General features: G+C 36.3%; 28 protein-coding genes and 1 riboswitch. Of the genes, 22 read left to right on the forward strand and 6 right to left on the reverse strand.

The genetic code is table 11. The features are described 5' to 3' along the window. Positions 1–9 precede the first annotated feature (9 nt). From UtA1_RS04915 to UtA1_RS04935, 5 genes are all read left to right on the forward strand, one after another. Entirely contained in the window at positions 10–750 is a 741-nt protein-coding gene (locus UtA1_RS04915) for an amino acid ABC transporter ATP-binding protein (RefSeq protein WP_096550229.1), read from the forward strand. An 11-nt stretch (positions 751–761) separates the two neighbouring features. Beyond that, positions 762–1634 (forward strand): cysteine ABC transporter substrate-binding protein, encoded by an 873-nt coding sequence (locus tag UtA1_RS04920; RefSeq protein ID WP_096550230.1) that lies wholly within the window; start codon positions 762–764, stop codon positions 1632–1634. 212 nt (positions 1635–1846) lie between these two features. After that, the gene (epsC, locus tag UtA1_RS04925) at positions 1847–2740 is read left to right on the forward strand and encodes a serine O-acetyltransferase EpsC (RefSeq protein WP_016837392.1); all 894 of its coding nucleotides are present in this window, start codon (positions 1847–1849) and stop codon (positions 2738–2740) included. Between the two features lie 181 nt (positions 2741–2921). Further along, positions 2922–3425 carry a DinB family protein gene (locus UtA1_RS04930; protein ID WP_016837391.1) on the forward strand — a complete coding sequence of 168 codons (504 nt, stop codon included), beginning with the start codon at positions 2922–2924 and terminating at the stop codon, positions 3423–3425. Positions 3426–3445: 20 nt separating this feature from the next. Beyond that, the gene (locus UtA1_RS04935; RefSeq protein WP_016837390.1) at positions 3446–3784 is read left to right on the forward strand and encodes a rhodanese-like domain-containing protein; all 339 of its coding nucleotides are present in this window, start codon (positions 3446–3448) and stop codon (positions 3782–3784) included. A gap of 826 nt (positions 3785–4610) precedes the next feature. On the opposite strand, the gene UtA1_RS04940 is transcribed toward UtA1_RS04935, so the two are convergent. Further along, complete coding sequence (locus tag UtA1_RS04940) at positions 4611–5972, reverse strand: PFL family protein (protein ID WP_016837388.1); 1362 nt, start codon at positions 5970–5972, stop codon at positions 4611–4613. 14 nt (positions 5973–5986) lie between these two features. Further along, positions 5987–6265 (reverse strand): ACT domain-containing protein, encoded by a 279-nt coding sequence (locus UtA1_RS04945; RefSeq protein WP_026018995.1) that lies wholly within the window; start codon positions 6263–6265, stop codon positions 5987–5989. Between the two features lie 74 nt (positions 6266–6339). Continuing rightward, positions 6340–6416: riboswitch (glycine riboswitch) on the reverse strand. A gap of 330 nt (positions 6417–6746) precedes the next feature. On the opposite strand from UtA1_RS04945, the gene UtA1_RS04950 reads away from it, so the two are divergent. Beyond that, a complete protein-coding gene (locus tag UtA1_RS04950; protein WP_016837386.1) occupies positions 6747–7277 on the forward strand; it encodes a YceI family protein in 531 nt (176 codons plus the stop codon). A gap of 238 nt (positions 7278–7515) precedes the next feature. Here the strand turns inward: UtA1_RS04950 and UtA1_RS04955 are convergent, their stop codons facing one another. After that, positions 7516–8910: an amino acid permease gene (locus UtA1_RS04955; protein WP_096550233.1), complete on the reverse strand. Its 1395-nt coding sequence runs from the start codon at positions 8908–8910 to the stop codon at positions 7516–7518. A gap of 332 nt (positions 8911–9242) precedes the next feature. On the opposite strand from UtA1_RS04955, the gene UtA1_RS04960 reads away from it, so the two are divergent. After that, a complete protein-coding gene (locus UtA1_RS04960; protein WP_096550234.1) occupies positions 9243–9434 on the forward strand; it encodes a hypothetical protein in 192 nt (63 codons plus the stop codon). Here UtA1_RS04960 and UtA1_RS04965 read toward each other — a convergent pair. Continuing rightward, positions 9415–10020: a class I SAM-dependent methyltransferase gene (locus tag UtA1_RS04965; RefSeq protein WP_016837383.1), complete on the reverse strand. Its 606-nt coding sequence runs from the start codon at positions 10018–10020 to the stop codon at positions 9415–9417. The genes UtA1_RS04960 and UtA1_RS04965 overlap by 20 nt on opposite strands. Positions 10021–10179: 159 nt before the next feature. Here UtA1_RS04965 and UtA1_RS04970 point away from each other — a divergent pair, with 159 nt between their 5' ends. From UtA1_RS04970 to UtA1_RS04985, 6 genes are all read left to right on the forward strand, one after another. Beyond that, a complete protein-coding gene (locus UtA1_RS04970; protein WP_016837382.1) occupies positions 10180–10452 on the forward strand; it encodes a DUF1450 domain-containing protein in 273 nt (90 codons plus the stop codon). Between the two features lie 135 nt (positions 10453–10587). Next, positions 10588–10731 (forward strand): hypothetical protein, encoded by a 144-nt coding sequence (locus UtA1_RS17030; protein ID WP_016837381.1) that lies wholly within the window; start codon positions 10588–10590, stop codon positions 10729–10731. Positions 10732–10883: 152 nt separating this feature from the next. Beyond that, positions 10884–11036 carry a hypothetical protein gene (locus tag UtA1_RS17035; protein ID WP_016837380.1) on the forward strand — a complete coding sequence of 51 codons (153 nt, stop codon included), beginning with the start codon at positions 10884–10886 and terminating at the stop codon, positions 11034–11036. Positions 11037–11630: 594 nt separating this feature from the next. Then, positions 11631–13766: a bifunctional diguanylate cyclase/phosphodiesterase gene (locus tag UtA1_RS04975; RefSeq protein WP_096550235.1), complete on the forward strand. Its 2136-nt coding sequence runs from the start codon at positions 11631–11633 to the stop codon at positions 13764–13766. Positions 13767–14079: 313 nt separating this feature from the next. Next, entirely contained in the window at positions 14080–15144 is a 1065-nt protein-coding gene (locus tag UtA1_RS04980; protein ID WP_096550236.1) for a branched-chain amino acid aminotransferase, read from the forward strand. Between the two features lie 607 nt (positions 15145–15751). Further along, complete coding sequence (locus UtA1_RS04985) at positions 15752–16537, forward strand: PhzF family phenazine biosynthesis protein (protein ID WP_096550237.1); 786 nt, start codon at positions 15752–15754, stop codon at positions 16535–16537. A 119-nt stretch (positions 16538–16656) separates the two neighbouring features. On the opposite strand, the gene UtA1_RS04990 is transcribed toward UtA1_RS04985, so the two are convergent. After that, positions 16657–17052, reverse strand: coding sequence for a DUF5367 family protein (locus UtA1_RS04990; protein WP_096550238.1), 396 nt, complete (start codon positions 17050–17052; stop codon positions 16657–16659). Next, a complete protein-coding gene (locus tag UtA1_RS04995) occupies positions 17052–17636 on the reverse strand; it encodes a TetR/AcrR family transcriptional regulator (protein ID WP_016837375.1) in 585 nt (194 codons plus the stop codon). The genes UtA1_RS04990 and UtA1_RS04995 overlap by 1 nt, the downstream gene beginning before the upstream one ends. 626 nt (positions 17637–18262) lie before the next feature. On the opposite strand from UtA1_RS04995, the gene UtA1_RS05000 reads away from it, so the two are divergent. The 9 genes from UtA1_RS05000 to UtA1_RS17040 all read left to right on the forward strand — a co-directional run bounded on the left by UtA1_RS05000 (position 18263) and on the right by UtA1_RS17040 (position 25754). After that, complete coding sequence (locus tag UtA1_RS05000) at positions 18263–18682, forward strand: hypothetical protein (protein ID WP_096550240.1); 420 nt, start codon at positions 18263–18265, stop codon at positions 18680–18682. A gap of 15 nt (positions 18683–18697) precedes the next feature. Next, positions 18698–18994, forward strand: a complete 297-nt coding sequence (locus UtA1_RS05005) for an RNA polymerase alpha subunit C-terminal domain-containing protein (RefSeq protein WP_016837372.1) — start codon at positions 18698–18700, stop codon at positions 18992–18994. A gap of 195 nt (positions 18995–19189) precedes the next feature. Beyond that, positions 19190–20200: a DUF1835 domain-containing protein gene (locus UtA1_RS05010; protein ID WP_096550241.1), complete on the forward strand. Its 1011-nt coding sequence runs from the start codon at positions 19190–19192 to the stop codon at positions 20198–20200. A 204-nt stretch (positions 20201–20404) separates the two neighbouring features. Continuing rightward, positions 20405–20935, forward strand: a complete 531-nt coding sequence (locus UtA1_RS05015) for a D-glycero-alpha-D-manno-heptose-1,7-bisphosphate 7-phosphatase (RefSeq protein WP_096550242.1) — start codon at positions 20405–20407, stop codon at positions 20933–20935. A 186-nt stretch (positions 20936–21121) separates the two neighbouring features. Beyond that, positions 21122–22573 carry a protein adenylyltransferase SelO gene (locus UtA1_RS05020; protein ID WP_096552417.1) on the forward strand — a complete coding sequence of 484 codons (1452 nt, stop codon included), beginning with the start codon at positions 21122–21124 and terminating at the stop codon, positions 22571–22573. Positions 22574–22599: 26 nt separating this feature from the next. Further along, positions 22600–22872 carry a DUF1292 domain-containing protein gene (locus tag UtA1_RS05025; RefSeq protein ID WP_016837368.1) on the forward strand — a complete coding sequence of 91 codons (273 nt, stop codon included), beginning with the start codon at positions 22600–22602 and terminating at the stop codon, positions 22870–22872. 163 nt (positions 22873–23035) lie between these two features. Then, positions 23036–24085: an AbrB family transcriptional regulator gene (locus tag UtA1_RS05030; protein ID WP_096550243.1), complete on the forward strand. Its 1050-nt coding sequence runs from the start codon at positions 23036–23038 to the stop codon at positions 24083–24085. A 169-nt stretch (positions 24086–24254) separates the two neighbouring features. Next, the gene (gene cyoE / locus UtA1_RS05035; protein WP_096550244.1) at positions 24255–25142 is read left to right on the forward strand and encodes a heme o synthase; all 888 of its coding nucleotides are present in this window, start codon (positions 24255–24257) and stop codon (positions 25140–25142) included. A gap of 468 nt (positions 25143–25610) precedes the next feature. Further along, on the forward strand, positions 25611–25754 hold the full coding sequence (locus UtA1_RS17040) for a hypothetical protein (RefSeq protein WP_172597780.1): 144 nt from the start codon (positions 25611–25613) through the stop codon (positions 25752–25754). Positions 25755–26143: the final 389 nt, after the last annotated feature.

Genomic DNA, 26143 nt, shown 5'->3' on the forward strand with positions numbered 1-26143 from the left:
GGAGTAACTTTGGTTGAAAATCGTCCAATATTGCAAATAAACGGTCTCGTAAAGAAATATGGCGATAAGGTTGTATTAGACGGCATAGATTTACATGTTGAACAAGGGAAAGTCATTGCAATTTTAGGGCCATCTGGCTGCGGAAAGAGTACGTTTTTACGATGTATTAATGGCCTCGAAGAAGTACAAGATGGCGAAATTATTTTCGAGGGAGAGGATTTGACGAAAACTTCAAAATGGCGGGAAGTTCGCCAAAAAATTGGCATGGTATTTCAAAGCTATGACCTCTTTCCGAATATGACAGTAATGGAGAACATTCTCCTTTCACCTATTAAAGTACAAAAAAGAAAGCGGGAAGAAGTAGAATTACAGGCGAGAGAACTACTAGATCGAGTGGGGCTTTTAGATCGTGCTAATGATTATCCGCGGCAATTATCAGGTGGACAGAAGCAGCGAATTGCCATTGTTCGTGCGCTCTGTACTAATCCAAAGATTATGCTATTCGACGAAGTTACGGCTTCCCTTGATCCAGAAATGGTAAGAGAAGTGTTGGAGGTCATTGCACAATTAGCAAAACAAGGAATGACGATGTTAATTGTTACTCATGAAATGAAATTTGCTGAATTAGTAGCAGATGAAGTGATTTTTATGGATAAAGGGAAGATTCATGAACGAGCACAAGCTAAAGACTTTTTCTCAAATCCCCAAACACAACGTGCGCAACAATTTATTAATATATTACAATTTTAGGAGGAAGAAAGATGAAGAAAATTTATTCGTACTTATTGATTGCATTATTAATACTAGTATTAGCTGCATGCAACAATAGTAATAACAACGAATCAGCTAATGAAGAAGAAACTGCTCAAACTGAAACAAAATCCGTTATTGATGAAATTAAAGAGCGCGGGGTACTACGTGTTGCAGTATTCAGCGATAAACCGCCATTTGGATATGTTGATGAAAAAGGCGAAAATCAAGGATATGATATTGTTTTAGCTAAACGCATTGCAAAAGATTTACTTGGTGATGAGTCAAAAATCGAATATGTGATTACTGAACCACAAGCTCGTGTTGACTTATTAAAATCGGATAAAGTAGATATCGTATTGGCAAACTTTACAGTTACACCAGAAAGAGCTGAGCAAGTAGATTTTGCACATCCTTATATGAAAGTAGCAATCGGTGTTGTATCATCTGAAAAATCGCCAATTTCTTCTGTGGAAGAATTAAAAGGAAAAACATTAATTGTGCCTAAAGGGACAACTGCAGAAACATTCTTCATGAAAAATTATCCGGAAGTAGAATTGGTGAAGTATGATCAAATTAATGAAGCATTTGAAGCGCTAAAAGATGGACGCGGTGATGCTTTAGCTCAAGATAACGCTTTACTATTTAGTTGGGCAAATAATAATCCAGGATTTACAGTAGCATTACCTACTTTAGGTGAATTGGATTATATCGCTCCAGCTGTTAAAAAAGGAAATACAGAATTATTAGAATGGTTAAATGAAGAAATTGAAAGTTTATATGAAGAAAAATTCTTTACAAAAGCATATGAAGAAACATTAAAACCTGCTTTCGGTGAAACAATCAAGGCTGATGCTGTAGTAGTTGAAAGTAAAGTTGAATAATGTTAAAAAATGCTTGCTGGAGTGTTTTATCCAGCAAGTTTTTAGTTCTATCAATAGTTTTCTAATTGTCAAATTTTATGAAAAAATCAAGATAGTTGATAAACCTAGTGCAAGTTTTATATGATAGCAATAAATAAAATCTAAGGAAAAAGAATTTACTAGCAAAGGGGTTCCTTTCCTTTCCTTCGAAAAAAAATAGGGTGGTGGATTCATTGAAATTAGATGAATGGTTAAACAATGGTGTACCAAACATCGCCAATTCATTGCTCGATGTTCATAAACAACACTTTCCAATTGAACAATCTATCGGCTTTGAAGGGCAAGAAAAGATTATTAAAATTTTGAAGAACTTCCGTAAAGTGTTATACCCTTGTTTTTGCGACACCTTTAAAGACGAATTGCGCATTGAGACAAACATTGGGAATCTATTAAGATCAACTGCACTAGATTTAAAAGATATCATTTCGAAAGTGCTCAAAAATAATGGAGAAAGCCAACCGGAAGTAAGAGCAGAAGAAATCGTTGTGGATTTACTCAACAAATTACCTGAAATTCGTGAAATTCTACAAACGGATATTCAAGCGGCTTACAATGGAGACCCTGCAGCTTTATCATTAGAAGAAATTTTATTCAGCTATCCATCCATTACAGCCATTACGATACATAGGATAGCTCACGAATTATACCAAGCAGGCGTTCCAATTATCCCAAGAATTATGTCAGAGCATGCTCATAGTTTAACAGGTATTGATATTCATCCAGGAGCAAAAATTGGCGAGTACTTCTTCATTGACCACGGAACAGGTGTGGTGATTGGAGAAACAAGCACAATTGGTAAAAATGTTAAAATCTATCAAGGTGTAACGATTGGGGCAAAAAGCTTCCCGTTAGATGAAAATGGAAACCCGATTAAAGGAATTAAACGTCACCCAGACATTGGGGATAATGTAGTGATTTACGCGGGAGCAACAATTCTAGGTGGAGATACGAAAATCGGACATGATTCCGTCATTGGCGGTAACATTTGGTTAACTCAATCCGTTCCACCATATTCAAGAATTTACAACTCCCAACCGCTTCCAAATATTAAGCAGAAAAAAGAATAGGATTGTCTATCCCTTAAGCAAACATGATTGCTTAAGGGTTTTTTATATCTTCATGTAGTCTTATGGTCTCAATATTCCAAAAACAAAAACGTGGAAAAAATTGATATTTTATTTGGATACGGGTACAATATTAGAACGAATGTTCTTATCTATCTTTTCAAAAGAATGGGGGCAATTTTTTATGTATGTAACAATTAAAGATTTTATAAGAGAATGGAATTGGGAGGCGAACTTAACGCAAAAGGTTTTGGAAGGGCTAACCGATGAGTCTCTAAAACAAAAAGTTTATCCGGAAGGGCGTACGCTCGGAAGAATTGTTTGGCATTTTACAACTAATATTCCGGAATATTTAGTGCATTTTGGTTTGAGAATGGAATTAGTCGAAAATGCAGATAAAGTTCCTGATTCGGCGAAGGAAATTGCGGATACTTTTAAAGAAGTGAGCGCTCGTGCAGCGAAAGTCATTCAAGAACAATGGACAGATGAATCACTGAAAGAAGTGCAAATTGCTTTTGGAAGAGAAGAAACAAATGCCCAAATATTAATGGGGCTTATTAAACACATTATTCATCATCGTGGACAAGCAACAGTACTAATGAGACAAGCAGGGCTAAAACCGTTTGGCGTTTATGGGCCGCCGAAAGAAGATTGGATTAATCTAGGAGTAGAGGAACCACCACTATAATTTCATAGGAGGATTTTAAGATGGTATTGAAAAAAATTTCACCAGAAGAATTGTTCCAAAGAATGCAGCAAGGTGAGCAACTCACGATTTTAGATGTTCGAGATCAAGAGAAATATAATACCTTCCATATTGAAGGGGAAAACATCCAATCACTTAATATCCATAAAACAGAGATTTTCGAGTTAGAAAATAATCAAGATAAAAACATATCAGCTTTACCTGAGAAAGGCGAAATCATTGTCACTTGCACAACAGGCAATTCTGCAACAAAATGTGCAAACATTCTATCCAAACATGATTATGATGTAGTTGTATTAGATGGGGGACTCACAGCTTGGAAGGATTATATAAAGAAGTAAGTCGTAAGACGTTTTAATGTTGTATAGTAGCTGTGGGTATTGGATTGGCTTTCTGAAAAGTTTGCTTTTTTGGTGGATTTACATTGAGGATAGAAGTTAATGTATCTGAATGGAGGACATACTATCCTGTCTTGGAAGCACTTTGGCAGGATAGTTTATTGTTTTGGCGCGCCCATTTCATCTTTAGTATTACAAGATATCCGCTAAGGTGAAATTGGCAATCAACCAAAAACGGATATCGGATCATGTGATAATAGCCAAAGTCATGACAATAATAGTCAATCATCAAGGGATAATGGCCAAATTTGTGAACATAATAGTCAATCGAAAAAAATCTACACTTGAAAAGAGAGATAATAGTCAGAATCGAGCTGATAATAGTCAAGCTCCGGAAGATAATAGTCAAACTTGCGAATCTAATGGCCAATCGACAAAAAATGGCTTTCGGGGCATGTGATAATAGCCAAAGCCATGTCAATAATAGTCAATCATCAAGGGATAATAGCCAAATTTGTGAACATAATAGTCAATCGAAAAAAATCTACACTTGAAAAGAGAGATAATAGTCAGAATCGAGCTGATAATAGTCAAGCTCCGGAAGATAATAGTCAAACTTGCGAATATAATGGCCAATCAACAAAAAATGGCTTTCGGGTCATGTGATAATAGCCAAAGTCATGACAATAATAGTCAATCATCAAGGGATAATAGCCAAACCTGTAAACATAATAGTCAATCGATTAATTTCATAATAGCCAAGTAAAAGAGCGAATGAGAAAGCTGCTCTCTTCATCACTTTCTACATTCGCTCTATCACTTATATCAATTAATTCCCCAACGCTTGTAGTGGAGCTGGAATGCGTCCACCTCGGCGAATGATTTTTTCAGAGCTAAATGGATTTACGCCCATCACAGGTGCTCGTCCAAGCAGGCCGCCAAATTCCACCATTTCGCCTTCTTTTGCGCCAGGCACAGGGATGACGCGAACGGCTGTTGTCTTTTTATTAATCATACCAATAGCCGCTTCATCTGCAATCATTGCAGAAATGGTACTAGCAGGTGCGTCTCCCGTAATGGCAATCATATCAAGCCCTACTGAACATACGCATGTCATCGCTTCCAACTTTGATAAGCTTAGAGCACCTTCTTCAATACCACGAATCATGCCGTTATCTTCACTAACTGGGATGAAGGCACCGCTTAATCCACCCACATAGGAAGAAGCCATCGCTCCGCCTTTTTTCACTGCATCGTTCATTAATGCAAGGGCGGCGATTGTGCCGTGTGTACCAACACGTTCCAAACCAATTTCTTCTAAGATTTCAGCAACACTGTCGTTCATTGCATTTGTTGGTGCCAGTGACAAATCCATAATGCCGAATGGGACCCCTAAGCGTTTTGCTACTTCTCGGCCAATTAATTCACCAGCGCGGGTAATTTTAAATGCGGTTTTCTTAATAATATCTGCCACTTCACCTAAGTCCGCATCTGGATAACGCTTTAGTGCATTCAACACAACTCCTGGTCCGGAAACTCCGACATTCAACACAACTTCTCCTTCACCGGATCCGAGGAAAGCTCCTGCCATAAACGGATTATCTTCTACAGGGTTGCAGAACACAACAAGCTTTGCACAGCCGAGACCCGATTTATCTTTTGTAAGCTCTGCTGTTTCTTTAATGATTTCACCTAATTGACGAACTGCATCCATATTGATGCCGGCTTTTGTTGTTCCAACAGAAACGGATGCACAAACTCGCTCCGTGACTGCTAGAGCTTCTGGTAGGGCATCAAATAATACTTGGTCTCCCTTCGCAATTCCTTTATGCACGAGGGCCGAAAATCCACCGATAAAGTCAATACCGAGGGTTACAGCAGCACGGTCTAATGTTTTGGCAAGTTCCACTGCTTGATCTTTTGTTGCATTGCCTAGAAGATCTGCAATTGGGGTCACGGCAATACGTTTATTAATAATAGGGATGCCGTATTCTTTCTCCACTTTTTCAGCTGTTGTCTTTAAATCTTTTGCGTAGTGAGTGATTTTATCATAAATTTTTTGATTCATTTTATCGAAATCGGAATTTGCACAGTCTCTGAGATTAATCCCCATCGTAACTGTACGGATATCCAAGTTTTCAGTTCGAACCATTCGGATGGTTTCCATCATTTCTTGAATTTCAAAATTCATATTTGCACGTCCTTTCACACACGATGCATTGCTTGGAAAATTTCTTCAAGTTGTACAGTAATGACAACGCCAATTGATTGACCAAGTTCATTAAGTTCTTGTTGTAGAGTTTCAAGATTAGGTAAATCGGTCACATCAATCACCATCATCATTGTGAAGAAATCTTGTAAAATCGTTTGGCTGATATCCAAAATGTTGATGTTTCGATCTGCAATCACAGTCGTTACTTTTGCGATAATGCCAACTTGATCTTTTCCAATGACACTTACAATTGCTTTTCTACGTTCACTCATTTGTTTCACCTCAATTGATGTAATAAAAAAAGAGATTGGCTTCCCAATCTCAAACACAAAAGAATAATAAGGTTTATCATTCTTCTGTCCTTTTGCCTGAGATTGTGAATCCTTCGGCGCCACAAAACGTGGTCTCTCCAGAAGCTGCTCCTGCGTGTAGTTTTACCCACAGCATTCATCGCTACACCTATTCAGTTCCAATACTAAAAGATACTAACACCTTTGGAACAATTGGTCAACAAAAAATATATTGAAATTTTTCATAAAAAGGAAAATTCAATCTATGATTCAAAATGTAGATTAAATGTTTTTTTCGTAAAGAAGAGGGAATATATGAAATAAAACATGAGATTCATAAATGGAAGGATTGACAAAAAAATAAGTGCATGATATATTTATCTCGAATTCAAAATAAATTAATTCGAAATAAATATTCATATATATCTTGAATTCAAAATAGGATAATATGGGAGGTATGAAAATGGCGAAGTGGGTTGTTGATAAATCACACTCAGAAATTAGTTTTGAAGTAAAGCATATGATGGTGTCAAAGGTGAGAGGGCATTTTGATTCTTATACGGCTGAAATTGAAGCGGAAGATTTAACGGATCTGACAACTGCTACAATTGCATTTACCTTTGATGTTGCGAGCATTAATACAAAATCAGAAGATCGCGATAATCATTTAAAATCCGCAGACTTTTTTGATGCGGAAAAATATCCAACAATTACGTTCCAATCCAAAGTGATTACGAAAACAGATGATAACGAATTTGAAGTGACAGGGGATTTAACAATTAAAGATGTAACAAAACCAGTCACATTCGAAGTGGAGTACAATGGTAAAGGGAAAAACCCTTGGGGCGTGGAAGTTTACGGATTCGAAGCGGAAGCAAAAATCAACCGTGAAGAATTCGGGCTTACATGGAACGCTGCCCTTGAAACAGGTGGCGTATTGGTAGGAAAAGACATTAAAATAAAAGCAGAATTAGAAGTGAACCCTGCAAGCTAATTAGTGGGGGAAGAAGAGGGTGTCTAGAAAGCGAAAACTTTCCAGACACCCTTACTTTTTGATAATAATTTTTCTTTTACCGAACATTACTCCGGCGGGAAACATATCTTCGTCGCAAAGGTGTTGACTCAAATAGAGAACTTTTATTAATTATGAAGGAAAGAAAAAGCTTATTGTTTTAAAATGATGCTCAAGCGAAAAAAAGCTTGTTGCACTCATGGCAACAAGCTTTTTGATTCTATTTTTTATTCAATACACTATGCGTCCTTCCATACACAAAATACACTAATAAACCAATAATCATCCAGATAAGACAAGTAAACATGGTGAATGTAGATAATTGGACGATCATGAAAATACAAAGGAGGAAGGAAAGAATTGGCACAATTGGGAACAATGGTACTTTAAATCCTTCTTTTAATCCATCAATTTTCATTTTTCTAATAAAGATAACGCCGATCGATACAGCAGCAAAAGCAATCAATGTACCGATATTCACAAGTTCTGCCAACTTATCAATCGGAATAAAACCAGCGAATAAAGATACAAATATTGCATAAATCCATGTATTTTTTAACGGGATTTTACGGCGAGGGTGAATTTCTGATAACACTTTTGGAAGCATTCCGTCACGAGCAAAGGAGTACACTAAGCGAGTACCTCCGTAAAGCATAACGAAAATCACCGTCATCATACTAATGACTGCTCCGAGCGAAATAACACCAAATACCCAATCAAGATTTTTCATTTCCATCGCATAAGCAACAGGATTTCCTACATTCAATTCTGTATATGGAACCATCCCTGTTAACACAAGGGAAACGGCTACATATAAAATTGTACAAATCACGAGCGTTCCGATAATTCCAATTGGCATGTTTCGCTGTGGATTTTTTACCTCTTCAGCAGCGGAAGATACCGCATCAAAACCTAAATAAGCAAAGATTACTAGTGCCGCTCCTGATAAAATCCCACCAAAACCAAATGGCATAAATGGTTGCCAGTTATCAGGCTTCACATAAAACATTCCAACAAGAATAAAGAGTAAAATAATCCCTAGTTTAATGAAAACCATGATTTTATTTAATCGGTTAGACTCTTTCATTCCTAATGATAGGAAGGAAGCTAAAAGTAAAATAATTATAATGGCTGGTAAATTGATATATGTTCCGTTTGCTGGACTGAATGGACCTGATAATGCTTGCGGTACGTGAATGCCAAATCCTTCAACAAGAGATTGAAAGTAAGCAGACCAACCAGTTGCCACTGCTGCAACAGCTAAACCATACTCAAGCAAAAGACTCCATCCGATTATCCAAGCGATTAGCTCGCCAAAGATCACATAGGAATATGTATAGGCACTACCAGCTACTGGAATCGATGAAGACAATTCCGAATAACATAAGGCTGAAAAAGCGCATACAATTGTTGCCAAAATAAATGAGAAAACGATGGCAGGACCTGCATGAACAGCAGCTACAGTACCTGGTAAAATGAAAATCCCTGTTCCGACAACTGCTCCAACACCAAGAGCGATTAAATCAAATGAATTCATTGTTTTATTAAACTGTGATGTGCCTTTTTGATTCAATAATTCGCTTAAAGATAATTTTCGAAATAATTGATTTTTCATAGCTCATTCCATCCTATTTTGATATAATAATTTATTTATTGGTGATTTTTATTACTTAAAAATAAAATCGAATAAAGTATAGCACTTTTTCGCGTTGAAGTGTTGAAGAATCAAAAAGTTATAATTTTTAATTAATTAACAAATTTCTGATTATTATATCAATTTTTATTATTGTAATATAACAATATAAATTATTCCCATCCTTATTAAGTTGTCCTACATTTTAAAAACATATTCAAAGCATGTGAAGCATATCTAGTAAGGCTCTCTCATACAATGGGGAAAGTGTAATGAACTTGATAGAACATTATTAGAAAAGGGAGAATCAAAATATGAACATATTTATATGGATGGGGATATTTTTATTGCTATTTGGCGTTTATTTTTCAAAATGGACAGCCTTCGCACTAATTATTTCCATTGTCGGATGCACGGTCATTTTTGGGGGATTTATCTTAAAAGAACGGCAAAAAATAATGAAAAAAGCCATTAAAACAATGGCTCCTAGTTTAATCGATAAATAATAAAACGTTCTTGCCAATTTTTTTCGTGCAATGTAGGAATGGGAATTTCCATTACTTTTTCAAAAGGAGTGTAATGATTTATATAATCGATGTAGTCATTTGATGGATAGTATAAAATTACGTCCACAGGTCGCTTTTTCTCTTCGATTGAGAGCATGATATGATGTAGCACTTTCATAAATATCTGCAAGGAAAAAGGGTTGAAAAAATAAAATTTATTTTCTGTCGGTTGAATTGGGTAATCTTGAGCGAAACAGCGGAGAAACTGGATTTTATCTTCCTTTTTTTTAAACTTCTTGCAATATCGTTCTCGGTTTTTCATTGCTTCTTTTATGAATTGCTCGTTCATGTCGATACCCAAGACAGACGCATTTGTTTTGTAGTGGAGGAAAATGCTTAATCTCCCTAATCCACAGCCAAAATCGACAATGGAGTCGTTCTCGTTGATTTGATAATTTTTTAGCAATTCTTCTAAGGCAGAATAAGGAGTGGGTTCATAGCGATTATAATGAATGGATTGATAGATACCGTTATTCGATCCACAAGTTTCAATATGGAGGAAGCGATCATATTCTGTTTCGTTCATCATTATTCTCCCATCTTTATAAGGTGTTTTTTAGTATATCGAAGAGGTGAAAAGGTGTACATCCTTTTAGTTGGTTTGTCAAAGTTTATTCACGATGAAAAGAGTAGAACATAGTATAATATAATTAATTAACGGTTTACATAGTGAAGGAGTGCGCACATGTTCAAAAAATTATTCGGTCGAAAAAGTGAACCTTTCAAACATAGAGTTGAATTTTGTGTATCGAACAAGGCTTATTGCCATCCAGATGTATACGATGAGTTGGAACAGAGAGAAGATGTAATAGTGGAAGATACAGGGTGTAATTCCTATTGTGAAATTTGCGACGGTCATTATTATGCCCTTGTTAATGGCGAGCCAATTTCAGCAGACAACGCAAAAGAGTTATTAGAAAAAATCGATGAAGAAATCAAGTTGAATCCGATTGAGTGAAGAGCCGCAATTTGAAGAAGCAAACAGGTGGTTTACAGTTTTCTTCGATGAATACAGAATTCCTCTAGAAGTAACAGTTCAACCGTTTTTGCATATATCAAAAGTGAACGAATCTTCTGCAACGGAGGGAAGGAAATGGGTTATTATCCCATGGGTTATGGATTTGAGCAGATCTTAATCAATATTTTATATTATTTAGGTGTCTTCATTATTATTGCAACAATTGTTTGTGTCATTTACGGCTTCATATACAGTTTGATATTCGGGGCGGGCGTTTAAGGAATTTCCTTAAGCCTTTTTTTATTTGATCGAAAAATGACAATCACATGACGATTTTCGTAAAATCCTATTTTTATAGAAAAGATGTTATACAATAAAGATGTAAACGGAATACATCTTTAAGTTCAGCAAACTGTTTGGAGGAATAGTTTATGGAACAAAATGAAAAAGCAGAACGTCTAAAAAATATGTTAGATGGAGAATTACAACCATTGCATGAAAAAATTGATCGGCTTGAAGATGAAGTGAAATCCTTGCAAGAAGACATAAAAAGCCTAATGAAGTTGCTTTCATCAAAGGAATAATTTTTCCGACTTTACACAAATTATAGCTACAACTTTAACCTCATAACCTCTCTTTTCTAAAAGGCTGTCCGTAAAGACCGTTAGCGGTTTGCGGTTCAGCTTTTTTTAAGCCATTTTCTCTCTTGCAATGAAATACAAGCTATTCTTCCCCCAAGTCAATTTCATTCTCATATGCAAGATGTGTTTTCTCCCAGAAACGAAAATTCCTATCAATTTATTGAATTTTTTCTCCTCACAAACAATAGTATATATCTAAGCATTTTCGTTTTATCTCGCACAGAAAAGCTAGTTCATCTTCTTTCAATAAATTTATTCAACATTCACCTTAATTTTTACGTTACTATAAGGTGGAAATCCAATAAAAATATGCTCCGCAAATAAAATTAGAGAAATTATGACATAATTTCAACAAATTTATAAAAATTATTCATATTAATTATTACTTTTTCACCTTAATTATAGGTTTTTGTTAATATGGTATTATAAAAATAGTAAAAAATTAGTGTAATTTCCAAGAGCGCTTAAGTATGGATAATAGAAAAATGGTATTTTTTGGACATTTTTTCGATTTCTGTAAAGGAGCATTAATGATTTATGGATGATAAAATAAATGTTTCGTTCAATGTTGAACAGCAAATTGACATACAAAGTTTGGCTGAAGAATTGAAAGAATTAAAAGAACTGAAATATGCATTAGATAAATCCTCTATTGTCGCTATTACGGATGCACAAGGAAGAATTACATATGTCAATGAATTATTTTGTGAAATTGCCCAATATTCTCGAGAAGAATTAATAGGGAAGACTCACCGTGTCATCAATTCTGGTTTTCATTCAAAAGAATTTTTTAAACAAATGTGGAGTGAAATAGGGAAGGGGAACATATGGAGAGGCGAAATAAAAAATAAAAAGAAAGATGGCTCTTATTATTGGGTCCATGCGACTATTGTTCCTTTTTTAAATGAGAAAGGAAAACCATATAAATATCTCTCCATTCGAACAGATATTACGAAAGAAAAAGAATTGGAAGAAGAACTAGAACGAAGCTACAAAAAATATGAGTTAATCGCCGAACATTCCGACAACTTTGTAGCGTTAGTTGATGAAGATGGTGCTTTTCATTACGTCTCTCCAACATTCCAAATACTACTACATTATGATTTAAAATCATTAGAAAAACAAAATGTATTTAATTTAATTCACTTGGAAGATTCAGAACTGTTAAAAAAGGAAATCCAAAAATTATTGAATATGTCCAGAAGGAAATCTTCGCGTAAGTTGGAGTTTCGATTGCTCCATGGTGATGGAAGATACATTGATGTGGAAGCGACGATTAAAATCATTCATAATGATGAAAATCCGTTAAACAATTTAGTATTAATTGTCATGAGCGACATAAGTGTTCGTAAAGAAGTAGAGCAGAATCTTTATCGCTTAGCCTATCACGATAGTTTAACAAATTTCCCTAATCGTCCAACTTTTATGAATGAGCTTCGATCGTATGTTATGGATGTTCGATTAACGAATAAAAAATTTTCTATCTTATTCATTGACTTAGATAATTTTAAATTAATCAATGAACAACTTGGGCATGATAATGGGGATTTAGTCATTGTGAAAGCTGCTGAAAACATTCGAGAATCGATTCGAGAGATCGATTTAGTGGCTCGAATGGGCGGTGATGAGTTTATTGTACTGTTGCGTGATATTAAAGACGAACAAGATACTATTAACATAGTGAATAACATAATTGAGAAGTTTCAAAAACCCATTGTTGTAAACGGAAAGGACCATGTATTGACTTGCAGTATTGGAGTGGCTTCATATCCTGAACATGGCACAACACCGGAAGAGCTTATTAAAAACGCAGATTCTGCTTTAACTCAAGTAAAACAAAACAGTAAAAACAATTATGCTGTTTACAATAAAAAATTGGAGAATATGTCCTTAGAGCGACGCATAATTGAGAATGCTATGCGAAAAGGATTAAACGAACATCAATTCTTTTTAGAATATCAACCAAAATTCAATATTCATAGTGATGAGATTGTCGGTATGGAAGCGTTGGTTCGATGGAATCATCCAGATTTAGGAACAATTCCTCCGGGGAAATTTATTTCTCTTGCTGAAGAAACAGGCTTAATTATTCCATTAGGGGAATGGATTTTAAATGAAAGCTGCAAACAAGCAAAAGAGTGGCAAGAAAAAGGTTTCGGGCAGTTAATTGTATCTGTCAACGTTTCGGTTCGTCAATTGCAAGATCCAAAATTCGTTCAACAGGTAGAGCGAGTGTTGAAGGAGACCGGATTTAATCCGAAATTGCTTGAGTTGGAAGTGACGGAAAGTATTTTTGCAGATTTAAATTGCATAACTCCGATATTGAAACGCCTTCGCAGTCTTGGAATTCATATCTCGGTGGATGATTTTGGCACGGGATATAGCTCATTAAGCTATATTAAGCATCTTCCAATTGACACGTTAAAGGTAGATGCTTCATTCGTTAAGGATATTCATAAAAATGAGGAGAGTAAGGCCATTGTAAGAGCAATTATTAATTTGGCAGAAACAATTGGGTTAAAAGTAATTGCGGAAGGGATAGAAATTGAAGAGCAAGTGAGAGCGCTTCGCAATGATGGTTGTATCTTTGGACAAGGCTATTTTTATAGCCGTCCATTGAGAAAAGAAGCATTTGAAGAATATATCCGTAGTAAAGGTTTTATTACATCTTAATCAAGTAATATAGTTTGATTGTACAAAATTTGTCCTGCGATATCTTTAATCGCAGGATTTTTTTCTAAGCTTTCATCTTTGTTTTATATGAAAATAATTTTGTCTTACTTTATAAGAATAAAGAAACTGAAATATTAATAGAAATTCTATGTTAAAATACTATTTTATAAAATAGTTCATCAAATAGCATTTCGATATAAAATTTAGTTAGTTTTTTCTAAATATTCTTTTAACAATTGTTAAAAAAAGTATTATACTATTTTAATAACAGAATTTTTTTCTGAATATTCAACAAAATATTGGAGGCTTTACTATGACAGAAATAACAGTAGAATTAACAGACAAACCGAAAGAAAAGCCAGCTCCGGACGAACTTGGCTTTGGACATTATTTTACTGATCACATGTTTATAATGGATTATACAGAAGGGAAAGGATGGCACGACCCCCGCATTGTACCTTATCAAAAAATTTGTCTAGAGCCATCCAGTATGGTATTCCATTATGGCCAAACAGTGTTTGAAGGTTTAAAAGCGTATCGAACACTAGATGGAGAAGTTCAGTTATTCCGCCCGGATGCAAACTTTAGACGATTAAATCATTCCAATGAACGATTAGTCATCCCACCAGTGGATGAAGATCTTGCATTAGAAGCGCTAAAAAAATTAGTGGATATTGACCGGGATTGGGTACCGGATGCACCAGGAACTTCTTTATACATCCGTCCATTCATCATTGCAACTGAGCCGTTTTTAGGTGTACATCCTGCTAAAAACTATTTGTTTATGATTATCTTGTCTCCAAGCGGTTCTTATTATAAAGAAGGCATTAATCCACTAAAAATTATGGTAGAAGAGCGATATGTTCGTGCAGTAGTGGGTGGAACAGGTGAAGTAAAAACAGGTGGTAACTATGCAAGCTCCTTAATTGGACAAATTAACGCTGAAAAAGAAGGTTACTCTCAAACATTATGGTTGGACGGTGTTGAAAAACGCTATATTGAAGAAGTAGGGAGTATGAACATCTTCTTCAAAATTGATGGTAAAGTCATTACGCCAGCGCTTACAGGAAGCATCTTACCTGGTATTACGCGTGATTCGATGATTAAAGTTTTACAATCTAAAAATATCCCAGTAGAAGAACGACGTATTTCAATTGATGAAGTAGTGGAGGCTGCTCATAACGGAACGCTAGAAGAAGTATTTGGGACAGGCACTGCCGCGGTGATTTCACCAGTAGGGGAATTAAAATATTTAGACCATCGCATCATCATAAATGACGGAAAAATCGGCGAAGTATCTCAAATGCTCTATGATAAGTTAACTGGCATCCAATACGGAAGAATTGAAGATCCATTCGGATGGACTGTACGCGTATAATTTAATTTAATGTTCTACTCGCACCTTTCGCTAAGGTGCGAGTTTTTCAGTTTTCATCTTGTGCATTTTCGACGGCAAATATATTGAGGAGTTTGACTATTATCTTTTGGGATTTGACTATAAAATTTTAGACTTTGACTATTATCGTTTCTTACGAGAGCTGATTTTATTCGGATGGCAAATATATTGAGGAGTTTGACTATTATCTTTTAGGATTTGACTATAAAGTTCTAGACTTTGACTATTATCGTTTCTTACGAGAGCCGATTTTATTCGGATGGCAAATATATTGAGGAGTTTGACTAATATCTTTTGGGATTTGACTATAAAGTTCTAGACTTTGACTATTATCGTTTCTTACGAGAGCCGATTTTATTCGGATGGCAAATATATTGAGGAGTTTGACTATTATCTTTTAGGATTTGACTATAAAGTTCTAGACTTTGACTATTATCGTTCCTTGGGGGAGTAGATTTTTTTCGGTTGGCAATTTTATTGCAGACTTTGACTAATATCGGATGAAGAATGGCTATTATTGTCTCTGCTTTGACTATTATCTCTTATAACAACTAAGGCAAATTTTATAAAAGAAAGGGGATTGTCTAAAATGCCAATGATACCCATTTACCAAGTAGATGCATTTACAAGTGAACCGTTTAAAGGGAATCCAGCAGCGGTCGTTCCTCTTGAGAATTGGCTTTCAGATGAAATGATGCAACAAATTGCGGCGGAAAATAATTTATCTGAAACAGCTTTTGTCGTTCATCAACAAAATGAAGAATACGAGTTACGTTGGTTCACACCGAAAACTGAAATCGATTTGTGTGGACATGCTACATTAGCAACAGCATTTGTCGTTTTCCAATATCTTAACCGATCCATGACACAAGTAAAATTCCATACAAAAAGCGGTATCTTAACCGTGACAAAGAACGGTTCCTTGTTAACGATGTCGTTTCCATCACGGGAAGGGCAGCCTTGTGAAATTCCAGAAGCTCTTGTGAAAGGTTTAGGCAAAAGACCGAAAGAGGTGTATGTAGCTAGGGACTATTTAGCGGTGTTTGATACAGAAGAAGAGATTCGAAATCTAAATATCAATGTGGAAGAATTAAAGAAATTAGATGCTTTCGGCGTAATTGTGACTGCGAAGGGGAAAGAGGTTGATTTCGTTTCTCGATTTTTTGCACCAAAGGCTGGAATAGATGAAGATTCGGTGACAGGTTCCGCCCATTGCACATTGGTTCCTTATTGGAAAAGAGTTTTAAAGAAAGGGGAGTTCACAGCGTTGCAATTGTCCTCCCGTGGAGGAAAACTTTTGTGTAAAGATGTAGGAGATGAAATTCAAATATCCGGCGAAGCGGTTGTTTATTTAGAGGGGAAAATATTTATTTGATGGAAGAAGGTTATTAGGATGCAAAGGGGGAAAAAACCCCCTTTTCCAGTTAGATATTTTGAAAACGGCCATTCATATGGAATACTAGAACGGCACTTGCCTTATACTTGAATTCTTTCTTATCCACTTACCTTATGATTTATCATGAGAGGAATCAATAAATATAACGCATACGCAAAAGACATCCATGCAGTAAATGCAATAACTTGTGAATCATCTAATTTCGGAAAAACGATATGATGAAAGGATAACGAAAATGTATCTAATACTAAACCAATCATAGTACCGATTAATCCAAACTTTAATGGTGCATTATTGGTCTTATCAAAGATATGATAAACATAAGTTACACCCCACAATAAAGCTGCAGTTCCAACTAATAATAGGGTAGTGCTAATCAAAAACTTATTCGTACTTGGGCTAAAGAGAACATATTCACCGAAAAATCTGAAAAATAATGTGGCAAATAACCAAACTGCCAACCCCCACATAGCTGTGAAGAAGTAATTTTTCATTATTTCCCCTCCATACCTTTCAAATGACTAAGCCCATTAATGAAATGCTCGAGTTCTTTGTATATTTGATCAATAGGCAAGTCTTTTTGTAATAATGCTTGCAATGCCAATCCATCCACTACAGCATTTAATAAAATCCCCCATGTTTCAAAAGAAACGCCTTTTATTGGTGATTCCATCCACAAGTTTGATAATTTCTCGGACAGAGTTTTATTTTCTAACTGGATGATTTCGCCAAGTTTACTTCTTATCTCATCGTTGTTAAAACTGGAAGCAACCAATGAAATAAATAATTTATGGAAAAACGATTCATATGAACAACGACTTTTTGCTGATGCAATCGCTTGCTCCATCATATTTTCTTTATTCTCCGCTATTTCCCGCCAGCTGTTGTCACAAATGTCCTGAACAATATCAATTAACAATTGTTCCTTCGTTCTAAAATGGTAGTAAATTGTGCCTTGTGTTACACCTGCCGTCTCAGCCACTGCTCTTAAGGTGAAATTTTCAATCCCTTTATTCACTAAACATTCCTTCGCATATTTAATCAGTTCACTTTTACTGATACCATTAGGTTTTGCCATTTCATCACCCCTTCTTAGTTATTCAACTAACTAACTTAACATTATAATAACAACGAATATAAAACATGACAATCAACTTGTTAAATATTTTGCTTATCAATTTATATACGTATATCTTTAAGAGGGATAATTCTTTATGTATATCATTCCTGAAAATTACAACTAAACACCCAAAAATAAATACTAAAGTTGGAATTAGCATTCCTATATCGAAAGCAATTAATAGAACGGATAAACCCATTAAAACTCCTCCAATATAAGAAATCCAATTCCACATTGATTTGTCCCCCTTTCATTATTGATTTTACAATAAATCCCTAAAAATCCAGAACTCATACAATTTCATCCTAGGAGTAGTTTATTGTTTTTTCGATTGAAATAGTAGGCAGTAAAAATCTATAATTACTAAAAGTTTACATGAAGGTGATAAAGTGAAATTTCGTTTGTTCATTATAGTATTAGCAACTCTAATATTAGCTGCTTGTAACAATCAAGTGACAAAGAGTAATACGATTAAGCAAAAAAATTAATCCGATGAAGAACGTAACAGGTTAATGGCAGCAGTTGGGGGAAAGATTTTTCATTATGAATACAAAGCGGAAAAGGAAAAATTATTGCGGGTATAGGTGGAACGTTATGAATACGGAAATTTAGTTGAGCAGGTTGGAGACATCGGGGGAATCATTGAAAATGAAGAGGGAGAAATTCTCGTTTATTTTCTAGAAAATCTTGAGTGGGAACACTATTATTTGCGTAGTGCAATTATCAATGAAACAGGTCATTCTATGTCGAGTAGCCATATTTCCAAACCGGGTGAAACATTAGAAGCGGGATCTTGGAGTTCGATTGTCAGTGATAAGGTTCCTCTGACAGAGGATGTAGTATTAGGGTATATGGGACTTTTTGAAGCACATGACGGGAGCTCGATAAGTGTCCGTACTAGTCAATCACCTCCTCAAGAATTGGTTGAGGAGAATACACATATTCCTGTACTTTACCTCATTCGAGCTTCATTAACGGATGATACCGACTTGGACGTCGAGTAGGAAGGTGGAATGATGATGAAGCGTTCGGAAAAAACATTAAGAGTTTGTGAGAAGGGTCATCGATATTATAAAAGCAGTGATTGCAACACTTGTCCAACTTGTGAAGCAGAACGAAAACCAACAGAGGGTTTCTTAGCTGGATTTTCCGCCCCGGCAAGAAGAGCACTTGAAAGCCAGGGGATTACAACTGTTGAGGAACTTTCGAAATATACGGAGAAAGAAATCATGTCCCTTCATGGCATTGGTAAAACTGCGCTTCAGAAAATGAAAGAGGCTTTAGATGAAGCGGGATTAAGTTTTAGTAAGGAATAATTTTAATCTTGAAATTTTTTCCATTTGTCGTCATAAATAAATGAACACTCTCTAATATCGGGCTTTATTTTAAAATTTTTTCTCATCGTCGACTTCACAAACAATTGCATTCGATGAAATTTCCGCATGGTCGTTACTTTTCGTTATTATTGCTGCTTCAATTGCCTTTTAAAAATTCAGAAAGGGGAGTAAAAAATGGATATCAATCAATTAAAAAAAGCAATTTCAAACCTCAGCGAGCAGGAAGTCAAAAGTTTATTACATTTGATTATGATCCGTTCTGAACATATTGATGAAGACTTCCCAGAATTTATGCAATCCTTGAAAAATGCCCTTATTAAAAGAGAAAAAACACCGAACATGAAAAATCCTGAAACCATCCATATAGTATTCGGTGCTTCTGCAGCTGGTGGTTTGAAACACGCTTTTAAAGATCAACAAACAGAGGAAATCATCGAATTACCGGATTATTTTGCAGAAGGTCCATTGAAACATTATCATACCCCAGAAGGTTTCGAACAACGTTATCAATGGTTTAAAGAAAACTATCAGTGGGATTCAGAGCATGCAGAGTGGTACAAATTTAAAATGAAAGAAGCGTTTGAAAAAATTCAATCGATTAACCCTGAGCAGCGAGTGGTGATTTGGACTTCTTCAAATGCAAGTGAACAAACAGGATTACGTCTAGTGCTTTATTTATTGAAAGAAAAAACAAATGCGGTATGTAAAATCAATACGTATGAAGCTTATCACAAACTTTACAAAGGAAAAGAAGAAGATTTTCCTCGCCATACGGGAGAATTAAATATTGAACAGTTACGTGCATGTTACGAACTTGTAGAAATGAAAGAATTGACGGTAGAAATGCGCCATTCTTTAGCAAAAGAAGGGGAACAATTATTCACTTCCGAGTCGATTTTACGAACGTATAAAAATGGGCAAATTTTGAGCGCTGAAAGTAATCGGGATGACGAGTTCATCATTGAAAAATTGAAGGAGATTCATGAAACGCAAGGGAAAAAGGATTTCCTTAAAGCTGCTAGATTAATTGGAGAAGTGCTTGGTCATATGCAGCAGCATACGAGCTATGAATGGCTTGAGTACCGCTTGCGCCAATTAATTGCCGAAGGGAAAGTAGAATATCAAGGCGAACTCCGAGGCATGAGATATTATGAGGTCAAATTGAAGGAAGCGCTTGTTGGTTAAAGCATGTTTATACATGCTTTTATTATTATAGGGTGGCGTTATTTTATTGCTCTTCATTGTATGAATTTGTGATGATGCAAGTATTTAGCGGTAAACCGCAAGTAATTATCAAGTGTTTGAATAAAGTTCAGTTCATTTTATCGCTCAGATTCATTTAATGAATTTAAGTATCTCCGCAAACAATAACAAGAGGAGGAGGGCAAAATGAAATCAGCGGTCTTTTTAGATCGAGATGGCGTTATTAATGAAGTGCTTACAGAGAGAGTAAAATTCGTAAATAAACCAAAAGATCTTTACTTTTTACCGGGCGTACCGGAAGCTATTCGAAAACTAAATGAACATTTTGATTATATTTTCGTGGTGACGAACCAAGGAGGCGTTGGGCTTGGATTTATGAGAGAAATCCAGCTTCAAAAGGTTCATGAGCATATGGTGAATGAATTGAAAAAACAAGGGGCAATTATACATGATGTTGTCTATTGTCCACATAAACCGAAAGCTGGATGTGCCTGTCGCAAACCAGGTTCTAAAATGATTGAAGATTTGGCTGAAAAATATAACGTGGACCTGCCCAAATCTTACATTGTGGGGGATACGGATACAGATATCCTAGCAGGGAAAAATGCAGGTACAAAGACGGTTTTTATTGGAGACGAGGAACCTTTAGCCGATGCAACCTTTCCGAATTTATTGACTGCAGTCGATTGGATAATCAAGGATTCAAAATTGCATTAATATGAGAGATGCGAATATTTTATTGAAAGCTGCAAGTAAATGGGCGCATGTCGCAAGTATTTGATTAATTGCCAAACTACCTTCGCTCGATACCGCATGAATTTGTTCATCACATATCCTAAATGCGAAGAAAGTATAAACCGCCACTTACTTGCAAAAATAAAAAAGAAAAAAGGAACGATTCAAATGCAATTAAAACCTGGATGGAATTTCCATAACAGTTATGCAACATTACCACCCATTTTCTATACACAACTAAACCCTACACCAGTAGCATCTCCCAAGCTAGTTGTTTTCAATGAATCTCTTGCTGAAGAATTGAAATTGAATAGTGATGCACTGCAGACAGAAGAAGGGGTTGCTACATTTGCGGGTAACAAAATACCGGAAGGAGCGGAACCGCTCGCTCAAGCTTATGCAGGGCATCAATTCGGTTATTTCACTATGTTGGGCGATGGACGAGCCATTCTTTTGGGAGAGCATGTGAATACTCAGAATCAGCGCTTTGATATACAGCTAAAAGGTTCGGGGAGAACGCCATATTCCCGCGGCGGTGATGGACGAGCAGCTCTTGGACCAATGCTTCGAGAGTACATTATTAGTGAAGCGATGCATGCCCTTGGGATTCCTACAACGAGAAGTTTAGCCGTTATCACAACAGGGGAAACGGTCATTCGAGAACAACTGCTTCCAGGTGCTATTTTAACAAGAGTGGCTTCAAGCCATATCCGCGTTGGAACTTTTGAATTTGCACGAAAATTTGGTTCAAAAGAAGACTTACAAGCTCTTTGCGACTATACTATTGAAAGACATTATCCTCATCTTGCAAAAGAAAAGAATCCATATCTGCAATTATTAAAAGAAGTCATCGAAAAGCAAGCAGCACTTATTGCTAAGTGGCAACTCGTCGGCTTTGTCCATGGTGTGATGAATACTGATAACATGACCGTTAGCGGGGAGACCATTGATTACGGGCCATGCGCTTTTATGGATCTTTATCATCCTGAAACAGTTTTTAGTTCGATTGATACTTACGGCCGCTATGCTTATGGAAATCAACCTAAAATTGGAGGATGGAACTTAGCAAGGTTTGCCGAGGCGCTTATTCCGCTGCTTGATGAAAATAAAGAAAAGGCGGTCGGTCTGGCAAAAGAAGCCATAGAAACTTACCCAGACCTTTACGTATTTTATTATCTCGACGGTATGCGTAAAAAATTAGGGCTCCTTAATGAAGAAGCGGAAGATGAAGCACTCATACAAGATTTACTTCAATTAATGGAAACATATAAACAAGATTATACAAATACGTTTAGAGCGTTAACTTTGCAAAAATTCGAAGAACCATTTTTCCAAACTCCAGAATTTCAAGATTGGTACCAACGTTATCAAGATTGCCTAAAACGCCAAAATTCTATAGATATCATGCAAATAATGAAGCAACATAACCCTTCTGTGATTCCTCGAAACCACCGGGTAGAAGAAGCAATCGAAGCAGCGGTGGAGCGAGGAGACTTCACCGTTATGAAAAAATTGCTATCGATTATCACGAATCCTTATGCATATTCAGCGGAACAAGAGGAATACTGTACATTGCCTGAATATCCAGATGAACCGTATATTACCTATTGCGGTACGTAAAACTCGCAAAGAATGGAGGAACTCAAATGGAAAAAATCGAAGTTGGCGAAGTGTTTACCATCGGGGATGACGAACAAGAAGAGGAAGTTGAAGTTGTTGCAACGCTGACAGTAGATGGACAAGATTATGTCGCAGTTGCCTTTACAGATGATTTACATGAAGAGAATGAAGAGGATATCGAAGTCTTTTTCTTGAAAGTGGATGATGAGGGAGACTTCGACGTGATTGAATCCGATGAAGAATTCGATAAAGTGTCAGAAGCCTTTGATCAAATGATGGATGAAATGGATGAAGAGTAATATGTTTACGGGAGCAAGATTTACAGGCTCCCGTTTTTTTCATCTATAGAAATAATAATCAAATATTTATGATTATTGCAGCCCTCCATATTGGCAAGCAGATTTTAAGCATTGTTAAATTATGTTAGATTTATAGAAAGAAAATGAAAAAGGGGACTTCTATGTGCACAAAATTCAATCGATGGGCATTGTATTAGTTATCAGTTTATTGGGCGTATACCTTTTTAACATTTTGCATTTACCCGTTCCTTGGTTACTCGGTCCGATTTTTACAGTGTTAATCAGTCAATTTTTTATCAAAACACACCTCTATTGGCCATCGACATTACGCAACTTCGGATTAATCATCGTAGGAATTACCATTGGCCAAAGCTTTCAATTAACTGTTTTTTCCGGCATGGGCTGGCTTATTGGAATCATGTTGTTATTGAACATCATGATTATAATATTTAGTGTTCTATTAGCATTTGGACTTGTGAGAGTGGGGGAGCTTTCATTAAAAACCGCATTGACATGTACGGTTCCCGGAGGACTTTCTCAAATTGTGGCCTTTGCAGAAGAGGAAGAAGGCATTGATATTGCCATTGTCACGTACTTTCATGTTGTTCGTGTAATCACTATTGTGATTGGTATTCCCTTAATATTACATGCCCACGCAGTAGCTGATAAGAAAGAAGCGATGTTATCCTTCTCTTCAATGATGGCATTATTGCTACTGATTCTCGGATCTATAGTAGCTGCAAGGATAGGGAAGAAGATAAAAATTCCGGTTTCTTCTTTTTTATCTCCCGTCTTATTCGTGATTGGTCTCCAATTGTTTTCGATTAAAATGCCAGAAGTCCCAAGCCTTTTTCTCAATATGGCTCAGTTAATGATTGGTGCTTATATAGGACAGCTGCTAAAGCCAAACATGCTAAAATTGGGGAAGCAGGTTCTATTATTAGGTGTTGGAACTGCCATATTCCTGTTGCTCTTTACTTTTGTACAAGGGTGGATGTTGACACAAATGATGAAATATTCTTTGTCAACAAGTATATTAAGTACAGCGGCAGGAGGGCTGGATCAAATGAGTCTACTTGCCAGTGCCATTGGAGCGGATGTATCGATCGTGACGGTCTTTCAAATGTTTCGAATTTTATTTGTTTTTATCGTTGTTTTACCATTATTAAAAGTATCTTGTCGAAAGATTGATGAAAGGAATACTAATACTTAAAAGAATCAGAAAGGTTGTTTCTAGTAACATTTATAGATACTATTAATGGTAGGGTCGCCATAAAAACCAGACGAATATAGTAAAAAACTGTCGATTGTTGATTCACAAGAAAAAATGGTATGATATATATTAGTTTGTCTATGAAATGATAAGGGGAATATGACATAAAATGCAAAACAAAAAAATAGAATTGTGGAAAAAAGCTGTGAAAACAGGAATCATCAAGTCGAATTTAATTCCGATGTTCGCCGCTTTAATGCTTGCCCTTTATACTTATCATTTAAGTTTTATTGAAAATATACCGAATATGATTTTTGCTCTTATCGGTTCGGCGGCAGTCATCGGAGCAGCTGGAATATTCAACAATATATATGATCATGATATTGATGCGAAGATGTCCCGTACAAAATTGAGACCATCTGTTACTGGTGAAATTAATCTTCGCACGTTGTTGATTGTCGGAATACTATTACTGATTATCGGACTTGGATTTTTAGCCTTAACAACACTAACAGCTGCAATTCTTGGATTCCTTGGTGTATTTTTCTACGTTGTTCCATATACGATGTGGACGAAGAGAAGAACTATTTGGAACACTGAAGTGGGGAGTATTTCTGGTGCGGTTCCACCGTTAATTGGATGGGCGGCTGTTGCACCTACGATCTGGCACCCAGCATGTTGGGCGCTCTTTATCATTATGATCATTTGGCAAATGCCGCATTTCTATGCACTGGCCATCCGTAAGAAGGATGATTATGCAGCAGCAAAAATCCCAATGCTTCCAGTTGTAAAGGGCGTTAAACGCACATATATCCAAACGAATGTGTACTTAATTTTGCTCATGCTAACGAGCTTTCTGTTTGTTCCGTTAAGCTGGGGGTTAACGCTTTCTTCACTAATGCTTGGCGGCATTTGGCTATGGATTAGTTTAGTAGGATATAGACAAATGGACGGGAATAAATGGGCAAATAAAATGTTTGGCTATTCATTAATTTACATGACAGCAGTGTTTGCCACAGTCATTATTTATGCCGGAGTAGGAATGATATTACGTTAAAGTATGATGAGACCGAAAGTTATTGTTAACTTTCGGTCTGATTTTGGTGCGCCCGGCATGTACATGAACTATAGGGTGTAAGTCCCGAACCCCGAAGACAGAAGTAGAGGTTAGCCAAGAGCAAGGGTGTCCGTGGTGACGCGGAATCTGAAGGAAGCTGGAGGCAAAACACCGGTCCGAGGAACACGAACCTCATATAAGGCTAGGTATGATTGAGTGAGTTTGCCAAACAAAACAAAGCTCTTTCTGTCGAAGGTCATATCGAGTAGATGAGGCGGATAGATGGTGTGAAAGTGCATGTACTTACCCGGGGAGGTCTGGCGGATAGGTGAAGTACTCTTCATAACCTACTTAGCGATAAGTAGCTGAACCGTCAGAAGTCAGCAGAGGTCATAGTATTAGTTGGTCTAGAACAACTGAGAAGGACCGAACAATTAAGAGAGAATAGCCCTTGGCATTCAGTGAGTCATGATGAACACAGAAAACGTAGTACCTCACTTGAGGAAGGAAGCGGTGAATCCCGTGGGAGACCTCTTGGAGGGTGGAGTGACCACTGGCATAAGAAGACAAGCTATTCACGGAAGTTATGAAAACTTGCGTCAATTATCTTAATTGAACCGCCGTATACGGAACCGTACGTACGGTGGTGTGAGAGGACGGGAGCTAATCACTCCCTCCTACTCGATTTTACATATATCAATAAATTAACATAGTTATTCATAAAAACTCTGCCATAACTATGTCAATAAAGTTTAGTTGCAAGGAAATTCCTGTATATGTAACAAAAAATGCAATGATGAAAAAATAAAAATATTAAATTTGTGAACAAAAATATGATAAAAATGTGACATATTTCGAGAGTTGATGTACAAAGAGATGATGGGGTGCTATAGTAATATTACAATACAGCGAAAAATGTAGTTGCTGTATAAAAAATTGCTCTTTTAGTAAAAGTATCATGTAAGCTCATAAGAACCTAAAATTTGTTCGACTGATCAATA

It is taken from the genome of Ureibacillus thermosphaericus (assembly GCF_002370195.2).
Classification (GTDB): domain Bacteria; phylum Bacillota; class Bacilli; order Bacillales_A; family Planococcaceae; genus Ureibacillus; species Ureibacillus thermosphaericus.